The organism is Streptomyces sp. SID14436, assembly GCF_010548465.1.
Taxonomy (GTDB): Bacteria; Actinomycetota; Actinomycetes; order Streptomycetales; family Streptomycetaceae; genus Streptomyces.
Genome location: NZ_JAAGMD010000115.1, coordinates 1 through 259 on the forward strand (window position 1 = coordinate 1; position 259 = coordinate 259).

At 80.3% G+C, this 259-nt stretch carries 1 protein-coding gene; it reads left to right on the top strand.

Annotated features, from left to right (window positions below; genetic code table 11):
* Window positions 1-259: polyprenyl synthetase family protein (locus G3I53_RS04205; RefSeq protein WP_203616674.1), on the top strand; the 259-nt coding region annotated here is incomplete at both ends.

Consider the following 259-nt stretch of genomic DNA (forward strand, 5'->3'; position numbering starts at 1 on the left):
CATGGACGGCGACGCGGACCGGCGGCGGCGTCCGGCGGTGTGGAAGGCGTACGGCACCGGGCCGGCCGTCCTCGCGGGCGACGCGCTGTTCGCCCTGGCCGTGGAGACGCTCGCCGCCCGGCCCAGGGGCGCGGCCGGGGTGCGGACGCTGTCGGCGGCGCTGCGTGACCTGGTCGGCGGGCAGGCGGACGACCTGCTGTTCGCGTCCCGCCCCTGGACCGGGCCGGGGCGGGTGCGGCCCGAGGAGTACCGGCGCATG